The organism is Paracoccus sp. J39 (assembly GCF_000518925.1).
Taxonomy (GTDB): domain Bacteria; phylum Pseudomonadota; class Alphaproteobacteria; order Rhodobacterales; family Rhodobacteraceae; genus Paracoccus.
Genome location: NZ_JAEN01000044.1, coordinates 1 through 8,109, shown reverse-complemented (window position 1 = coordinate 8,109; position 8,109 = coordinate 1). Strand labels below are relative to the sequence as shown.

The 8,109-nt window shown below is 71.4% G+C and carries 5 protein-coding genes; all 5 read right to left on the bottom strand.

The genetic code is table 11. The features are described 5' to 3' along the window. Positions 1-74 precede the first annotated feature (74 nt). Complete coding sequence (gene folD, locus L632_RS0121090) at positions 75-965, bottom strand: bifunctional methylenetetrahydrofolate dehydrogenase/methenyltetrahydrofolate cyclohydrolase FolD (protein ID WP_028717556.1); 891 nt, start codon at positions 963-965, stop codon at positions 75-77. Positions 966-1,192: 227 nt separating this feature from the next. Then, entirely contained in the window at positions 1,193-3,985 is a 2,793-nt protein-coding gene (locus L632_RS0121085) for a patatin-like protein (RefSeq protein WP_028717555.1), read from the bottom strand. A gap of 91 nt (positions 3,986-4,076) precedes the next feature. Then, a complete protein-coding gene (locus L632_RS0121080; protein WP_028717554.1) occupies positions 4,077-5,801 on the bottom strand; it encodes a M14 family zinc carboxypeptidase in 1,725 nt (574 codons plus the stop codon). After that, positions 5,801-6,934 carry an iron-containing alcohol dehydrogenase gene (locus L632_RS0121075; RefSeq protein WP_028717553.1) on the bottom strand — a complete coding sequence of 378 codons (1,134 nt, stop codon included), beginning with the start codon at positions 6,932-6,934 and terminating at the stop codon, positions 5,801-5,803. Before L632_RS0121075 ends, L632_RS0121080 begins: the two co-directional genes overlap by 1 nt. An 11-nt stretch (positions 6,935-6,945) precedes the next feature. Continuing rightward, positions 6,946-8,109 (bottom strand): glycerol kinase GlpK (locus L632_RS0121070; protein WP_028717154.1); only part of this gene is annotated, 1,164 nt, incomplete at its 5' end.

Genomic DNA, 8,109 nt, shown 5'->3' with positions numbered 1-8,109 from the left:
AGGGCAAAGGCCCTGATTTCTTTCTTGTGCAAATATCCCGGGGTCCGGGGCAGCGCCCCGGTCCGGCGGCGCGCTCAGGCGGTCAGGCCCTCGGGCTCGGGCCAGCCATTGGCCCGGCAGCAGGCGGTCAGCGTATTCGCCAGCAGGCAGGCGATGGTCATCGGCCCGACGCCCCCCGGCACCGGGGTGATGGCGCCGGCGACCTGCGCGGCGGCCTCGAAATCCACGTCGCCGACCAGGCGCGAGCGGCCCTCCTCCGCGATGCGGTTGATGCCCACGTCGATCACCGTCGCCCCCGGCCTGATCCAGTCGCCGCGGATCATCCGCGGCCGGCCCACCGCCGCGACCAGGATGTCGGCCGTCCGGCACAGGCCGGCCAGGTCCTTCGTGCGCGAATGCGCGATGGTCACCGTGCAACTGTCGCCCAGCAGCAGCTGCGCCATCGGCTTGCCGACGATGTTCGAGCGCCCCACCACCACCGCGTTCAGCCCGGAAAGATCGCCCAGCCGGTCGCGGAGCAGCATCAGGCAGCCCAGGGGCGTGCAGGGCACCATGCTCTTCTGCCCGGTCCCCAGCAGCCCGACATTCGAGATATGGAACCCGTCCACGTCCTTCGCGGGATCGATGGCGTTGATCACCGCATCGGCGTCCATATGCGCGGGCAGCGGCAGCTGCACCAAGATGCCGTGCACCGCCGGATCGGCATTCAGCCCTTCGATCAGCGCCAGCAGATCCGCCTGCGCGGTCTCGGCCGGCAGCTTGTGCTCGAAGCTCGCCATGCCGGCCTCGCGGGTCTGGATGCCCTTGTTCCTGACATAGACCTGGCTGGCCGGATCCTCGCCCACCAGCACCACCGCCAGGCCCGGCACCACCCCGTGCGCGGCCTGCAGCCGCCCCACATGCCCGGCAACCCGCGCCCGAACCCCGGCCGCAAAAGCCTTGCCGTCGATGATCGCTGCTCCCATTCGCCCAATCTCCTTTGCGTTCCGCACCGTGTTGCGGATGGCGTCGGCCGCCCGCCCCGCTCGCGGATAGCGCAGGCGCCGGCATGTGCAAGCCCAGATCGACGCGCCTGCCCGCTCCGGTTCGCCTCTATTCCCGTTGCCGTCTTTTTCCAACCGCAAGCCGCAAGGGTCCGGCCGTATTGCGACAGGCCGGTGTCGTTTTGCGACGAGCGCGCGCGCGGGCTGCGTCAGCCGGACAGATAGTTTGCGACAGCGACCACGCCCAGGACCATCAACGCCAGCGCGGCAAGGAACAGCAGGCCGCGCAGCAGCGCAAAGGCCCGCTTGCGGCCGCGCAGCCAGCGCCCGAAACTGTAGACCACCAGCCAGGCCCAGGCCGCGGCACCGGCCAGCGCGATGCCGATCCCGGCCGCGCCTGCGCCCAGCCAGGGCGAGAGCAGCAGCACCAGCAGGCCGGCCAGCATGGCGAGAAGCAGGAAGCGGTCGGCCATCATGCGCTGGTAGCTGCCCGGCAAGGCGAAGCGCGTCAGGGCCGAGACCAGCCCGCCCCCGGCCCGCAGCGCCGTCGCCCCCCGCGTGCCCAGGATGCGCAGGATGCCGTCATCGGGCAGATCGTCGATCATGCGCGACAGGATCGCCATGCTGCGGCTGCCCCAGGCGGCAATGTCGCGCGGGCGCGGGCCGATGGGCTTGAGGTCCTTGTAATGCGCCCCGAAGCGGCCGAGATCCAGCGCGGCGGCATCCTTGACCCCCAGCGCCCGGGCGGCGGTGTCCTCGAAGGCGTCCTCGTCGATCCGGGCATCGCTCAGCTTGGCCTTCAGCAGCGCCAGCCGGCGCGTCTGCCCGGCGGGCTCGCCATATTCCTCGGCCAGGATCCGGCCCTGCAATTCGTCGATCCAGGCCTTGCGCTCGGCCTCGGGACGGTCGGACATCAGCGCGGCGACGATGCGCTCGGCGCCGTCGAGGCGGCCCCAGAGGATGTCATGCTCGCGCCAATCGCGGTTCAGGAAGCCGCCGAAGGCGCCGACCGCGATCCCCGCCAGCTTGTCGGGGCGCGGGTTCAGCCCACTGTCGGCGGGGCTGATGCGGAACACCTCGACCTGCGCGTGCTCCTGCAGCTCCGAGCCTTCGAGGAAGGGATAGGTCAAGACGTCGTGCCAGTGGAAATCGTCATAGACATCCAGAAGCGGCTGCAGCGCGGGCGCGGCCAGTTCGGCGCGCATGGCGGCGCTGCTGGCGTCGAAGGCCGCGCGCATGTCCCGGCCCAGCCCGGCCAGCGCCTTGTCCACCAGCGGCCTGATCTGGGTCTGGAGATAGATCTCGCGCGCCCTGTCGTAACGCTGGTCCAGGGTGGCGAGCCGCATCACCGCGCTGTATTCGGCCGAGATCAGCTGCTCCAGCCGCGCGATCTCGGCATCGCTCAGCAGCGCCCGCGCCTGGCTGCTGTCGCGATTGCCCAGCCGGCGCAGCCCGGCCAGCTCCGCCTCGATCTTTTCGCGCAGCCGCACCAGCTGCGCGGGCGGCATGCCGCGGGCGACCTCGTCGCCCTCGATGCGCTTGCGCCGGTCCAGCGCCTCGTCGACATGGGCGCGCAGATGGATCAGGCGGCGCAGCCGGAAATCCAGGTCGTGGCGCGACAGGAAGGCGTTCTCGGTCTCGCGCGACCCGTCGCGATAGGCGCTGAAATTCGCGTCGCGCCAGGCGCGCAGGATCTGGCGCAGATACAGCGCCACGTCCGATTCCGGCTCGTGGCCCGCCAGCCCCGCCACGATTTCCGTCAGCCTGTCGGTCGTGCCATAGACCCGCAGGTGGTGATAGAGTGGATAGTTCTGCGGATATTCATGCTCGCCGGTCATCAGGTCGGCCAGATCCATCTGGTCCAGATCGTCCGGCTTGCGCTTCTGGCGCATCACCCGTCCGGCGGCCTCGACCCGTTCCTGATCCCGGCGCCAGCGCGCCTGCAGCGTGCCCAGCCGTTCCAGCCGCCGGTTCATGCGGGCGACGGCGCGGATATCGTCGCGGATCACCTCGTAGCGCGGCAGGCCGGTCAGCGCCAGCCGGGCGTTCTGCAGGAAATCCACCCGTCCGGACGGCCGGTCGGGCTGCGGCCCGGCATCGGGAAAGGGGTCGATGAACAGCAGCTTGCGCGCGCCCGGCAGAGTGGTCGGCCGAAAGGGGATCAGCTCGATCGCATGGCTGAAGGGCCGGTTGTCCAGATAGCCGCCATCGGCGAACAGCCGGCCGGAATAATCCGGATCATGGCCGAAGAAGCGCCGATGCCCCGGGTCCTGCGCCGAGGCCGGCATGTCCGCATAGCGCATCGGCGGAAAGGCCACCGGAAAGGACGAGGTGCAGCGCGCGGCAAAGGCCAGCATGGCCTCGTTGCCGGGGGCGAAATCGTTGCGCCGCACCTCCTTGTCCGAACCGTCAAAGGCAAAGTGGAACACGCTGCGATGCACCCGTTCATCCAGCCGCGCCCCGGTCAGGTGGATCGGCGCATAGCGCCCCTGCAGGTCCGTGGCGGTGACGAACAGGTCCATCGACTCGGTCAGCGCCTTGCCGTCGCCGGTCAGCCGGCCAAGCGTGTCGTGCAGCATCCTGAACATATGGCCGCCGTCCAGCAGCGACTCGACCGGCTGCAGCTTGCCGGAAAGGCCGCTGCGGTCGTTGAGCAGCTTGCCGATATCGGCCTCGTTCGTCCAGGCGTCGCGCAGCACGTCGATGTTGCTTGCCCCCACGACCAGCGCCTTGGCCAGCGCCACGCCGTTGATGCCGCCCGCCGATGTGCCCGAGATGATGTCGATGACGAAGCGCCTGCGCCCCTCGCCGGGCCGCGCCAGTTCCCGCGACAGCCGGCGATAGATCTTCTCGCCCTCGTCCAGCGCGTCCTCGGGCAGGGCCGAGCTGCCGCGCACCATGCGCAAGAGTTCCTGCGCGATGCCGTTCATGTAGATCGCCAGCGAAACGCCGCCGTAAAGCACGACCGCGAACCGCACCTCGCCCGTAATCCGTTCGTCCATCCTGTCCCCCAGGGTGTGCCGTCGCAAGGAATCGTTCTGCTTCAGGATGGTAAGCCGATTTGCCTAATTTGTCCCGGAGGAAATACAACCGTCAGACGAGCGGGCGGTCGCCCAGATCCAGCTGCTGGAACGCTTCATAGGCGGCGATCACGGCGGCGCGCTGCGCCTCGTGCGCGGCGACGAAGCCGTCGCCCAGCAGCGACTGGTCCGGGCATTCGGTGATCAGCATCAGCGGCACGGGCGCCCGCCGGTCCTCGGTCAGGAGGCGGATGAAGCCCTGCGGCGCCTCCGGCAGCACGCCATGCCGCCGCGCCAGCGCCAGCTGCGCGGCGTTGCGTTCGGCCAGGCCCGGCACCTGGCGCAGCCGGGCGATCACCGCCTCGGCCAGCCGCGCGGCGGCGGCGCCCCAGCCGGGATGATGGCGCAGGATCAGGAAGAAGCCACGCGGCAGGGTCCAGCCTTCGAAGCCGCGCGGCACATAGCCGCTGAGCGGCCGGGTCCATTCATGCGCCGGATAGCCGTGCAGGCTGACATGCAGCAGCGCCGCCGACAGGCAATAGGCCTGGTCGCGCAGCGCGCGCTCGGCATCGGGCGGGCCCTGGCGATATTCCAGGTCGTCGCCCAGCGCCGTATAGCGCGCGGCATGCAGCATGTGGCGCGGATTGTCGCGGGCAAGCCGCTGGCGCAGCGCATAGCCGTCGGGATTCTCCAGCGGGCAAAGCGCGAAATGCGCCCCTTCGCGCCCGGCAAGCTCCTGCGCGGCGCGCAGGGCGCCCACGGGGCCCGAGACCTCGTTGGCATGCTGCCCGGCCGAGATCATCACCGCCCGGTCGCGCCCCGGCAGGTAGCGCCCCTCGATCACCCGCCCGGCGACCGAGCGGGCATGAAAGGGCCGGCCCGGCAGGCGCGCCAGCTCGGCGGCGATCTGCTGCGGCGACAGCGCCTCGCGCGCCCGGTCGAGCGGCTGGCAACCGCCCTCCTCGGCGCTGCGGCCCCAAGGGCGGGTCTCGATGCGCAGGCTGTGCCCCTCTCCCTGGCGGATGCGCGGCACGATCTGGCCGGGACGCAGGCCGCGATCGCCGGGGGGTCGGCCCAAGCGGTGCCGGAAATGCTCGATGAGCGAGAAATACAGGTCCTCGTGCAGCGCCTCGACCAGCGACACCGCCTCGTCGCCCCAGCCCAGCGCCCGGTCGCGGACCGGCAGCGTGGCCGAGATCTCCAGCTCCTGAAAGAACGGCGCCTTCTGCCAGGGCGCGGCGGCGACGGCGCGCATGGCATCGCGATACAGCGTCTCGTAGTCGGTCAGCAGCTTCTCGCCCTGCCCGTCCCGGATCAGCCAGCCGCAGGGCGACAGCGCCGGCTGCATGGCGTGGTCGCGATGCAGGCGGTTGGGCGCCAGCACCGTCATCTCGCGCCGCATGCCCGAGACATAGCCGAGGCTCAGGCGATAGGCCGGCATGGCGGTGCTGTCCGGCCCCTCCTGCAGGTCGAATTCGGTCAGGGGGAACAGTGCCGGCAGCGGATAGGCCTCCAGCAGGAAGCGGCCCGGTGCGGCTTCGGGATGGCGCGGGCAGAGGATCCGCGCCTCGGCCAGGCCGGCGGTCTCGATCTCTTCCAGGAAGGCGTGCAAGAGCGGCTTGTAGGCCGAGCGGCAATGCGCCCGCACCCCGCGCAGCGCCAGCGCCGCCTCGGCCGCGCGGCGGGTCGGCGCGTCGTCGAAGCTCCAGATCTCGGCCTGGGCGCAGGTCAGCTCGCGCGCAAGCCGCGCCAGCGTGGCGGGATAGCGCGCCTGAAAGAGCAGCCGGGTGTCGTCCATCAGCCTGCCTTGCGCAGGACCTCGCAAAGCTGCGCGACCGTGGCCGGGAAGGGATTGCCCTTCATCGAGGAACTGGCCAGCGACGCCTCGGCCACCGCCTCGTGCCGCGCCGGGTCCAGGCCTTGCGCTTGCAGGCCCGGCAGGCCGGCCTCGCGCGCCCAGCGGGCCAGGGCCTGCGGCGCAGCGGCCTCGTCGCAGCCCAGCACGGCAGCGATCTCGGCGCAGACCTCGCGGATGCGGGCGGGCTCGGGGGCATGGGCGCGGTTCATCTCCAGCACCGGGCCCAGCAGCGCGCCGCAGACCGCGCCATGGGCGGCGGGCGTCACACCGCCGATCACACCGGCCAGCCCATGCACCGCGCCAAGCCCGCCATTGGCCAGGGCGATGCCGCCGGACAGGCTGACCCAGGCCATGCGGTCGCGCGCCTGCGCATCCTCGGCCTGCATCAGCCGCAGCAGCGCGCGCAATCCCGGCCCGATGGCCGGACGGGTCAACACATCGGTGAAGGGCGTGGCGCGGACCGAGACATAGGGCTCGATCACCTGCGCCAGCGCGTCGAGACCCGATGCCAGCGTCACCGCGCGCGGGCAATGGTCGGTCAGCGCCGGGTCGACGATGGCAAGCCGCGGCAGCATCCTTTCGTCGCGGATCGAGACCTTGCGGCCATGCTCGGGCAGGCCAATCACCGCGTTCCGCGTCGCCTCGGCCCCGGTGCCGGCGGTGGTCGGCAAAGCGACATAGGGCAGGGGCGGCGCGGCCAGCGGCAGGCCGCGGCCGACGACCTCCAGATGGTCCATGATCCCGCCCGGCGCCGGGATCAGCGCCGCCAGGGCCTTGCCCAGATCCAGCGCCGCGCCGCCGCCAAGCGCCGCCACCCAATCGGCGCCGAAGCCCTTGGCCTGCGCCAGCGCCGCCTCCAGCATCGGCAAGCTCGGCTCGGCCCCGCAGGCGACGGCCAGCACCTCGGCCCCCGCCTCGCGCAGCCCGTCGAGCAGCCAGCCGGCGCGGGCCGGATTCGCGCCATGCACCAGCACGCCGCGCGATCCATGGGCCCGGATCATCGCCGGGGCGTTCTGCGCCTGGCCGCGGCCGAAGATCACCCGGCCCGGCAGGGCAAAGGAAAACCCGCTCATGCCGTCCCCGCTCATGCCGCCCCCATCGTCGCTTCCACGGCGCTTTTCCACCTTGCGTATCGGGCCTCGCGCTCGCCCTCGGCCATGGCGGGCTCGAAGCGGCGCTCCAAGGCCCAGGCGCGGGCGAAATCCTCGGGCGGCGGGCACAGGCCCGCCTGCAGCCCCGCCAGATAGCCCGCGCCAAGCGCCGTCGTCTCGGTCACCCGCGGACGGTCCACCGGCGCGCCCAGGATGTCGGCCAGGAACCGCATCGTCCAGTCGCTCGCCGCCATGCCGCCATCCACCCGCAGCACCCCCGCAGCGGCGCCCGGCCAGTCCGCCCGCATCGCCTCCCACAGGTCGCGGGTCTGGAAGCCCACGCTCTCCAGCGCCGCCCGCGCCAGCTCCGCCGGACCCGAGTTCCGCGTCAGCCCGAACACCGCGCCCCGGCAGTCCGGCCGCCAATAGGGCGCCCCCAGCCCGGTGAAGGCCGGCACCAGGACCAGCTCCTGCCCCGGATCCGCCGCCTCGGCCAGACCCTGCGTCTCGGCCGCCGAACGGATGATCCCCAGCCCGTCGCGCAGCCATTGCACCACCGCCCCGGCCACGAAGATCGAGCCCTCCAGCGCATAGCTCGTCCGGCCCCCCAGCCGGTAGGCGATGGTGGTCAGCAGCCGGTTCTTCGAGGCCACCATCTCCTCCCCGGTGTTCAGCAGCGCGAAGCAGCCGGTGCCATAGGTCGCTTTCATCATCCCGGGCGCGAAACAGGCCTGGCCCACCGTCGCCGCCTGCTGGTCGCCGGCGACGCCGAGGATCGGGATCTCGCGCCCGAACAGGTCGGCCCGCGTGGCGCCGTAATCGGCGGCGCAATCCCTGACCTCGGGCAGAAGCTGCATTGGGATGTCGAAAAGCGCGCAGATATCCTCGTCCCAGCGGTTCTCGGCGATGTTGAAAAGCAGGGTGCGGGCGGCATTGGTGGCGTCGGTGGCATGGGTGCGGCCCCCGGTCAGGTTCCAGATCAGCCAGCTGTCCACGGTGCCGAAGGCGAGCTCGCCGCGCCGGGCGCGATCGCGGGCGCCGTCGATATTGTCCAGGAGCCATTTCAGCTTCGAGCCCGAGAAATACGGGTCGAGCAGCAGCCCGGTGCGGGCGGCGATCATCGGCTCGTGCCCCTCGGCCCTGAGCCGGTCGCAAAG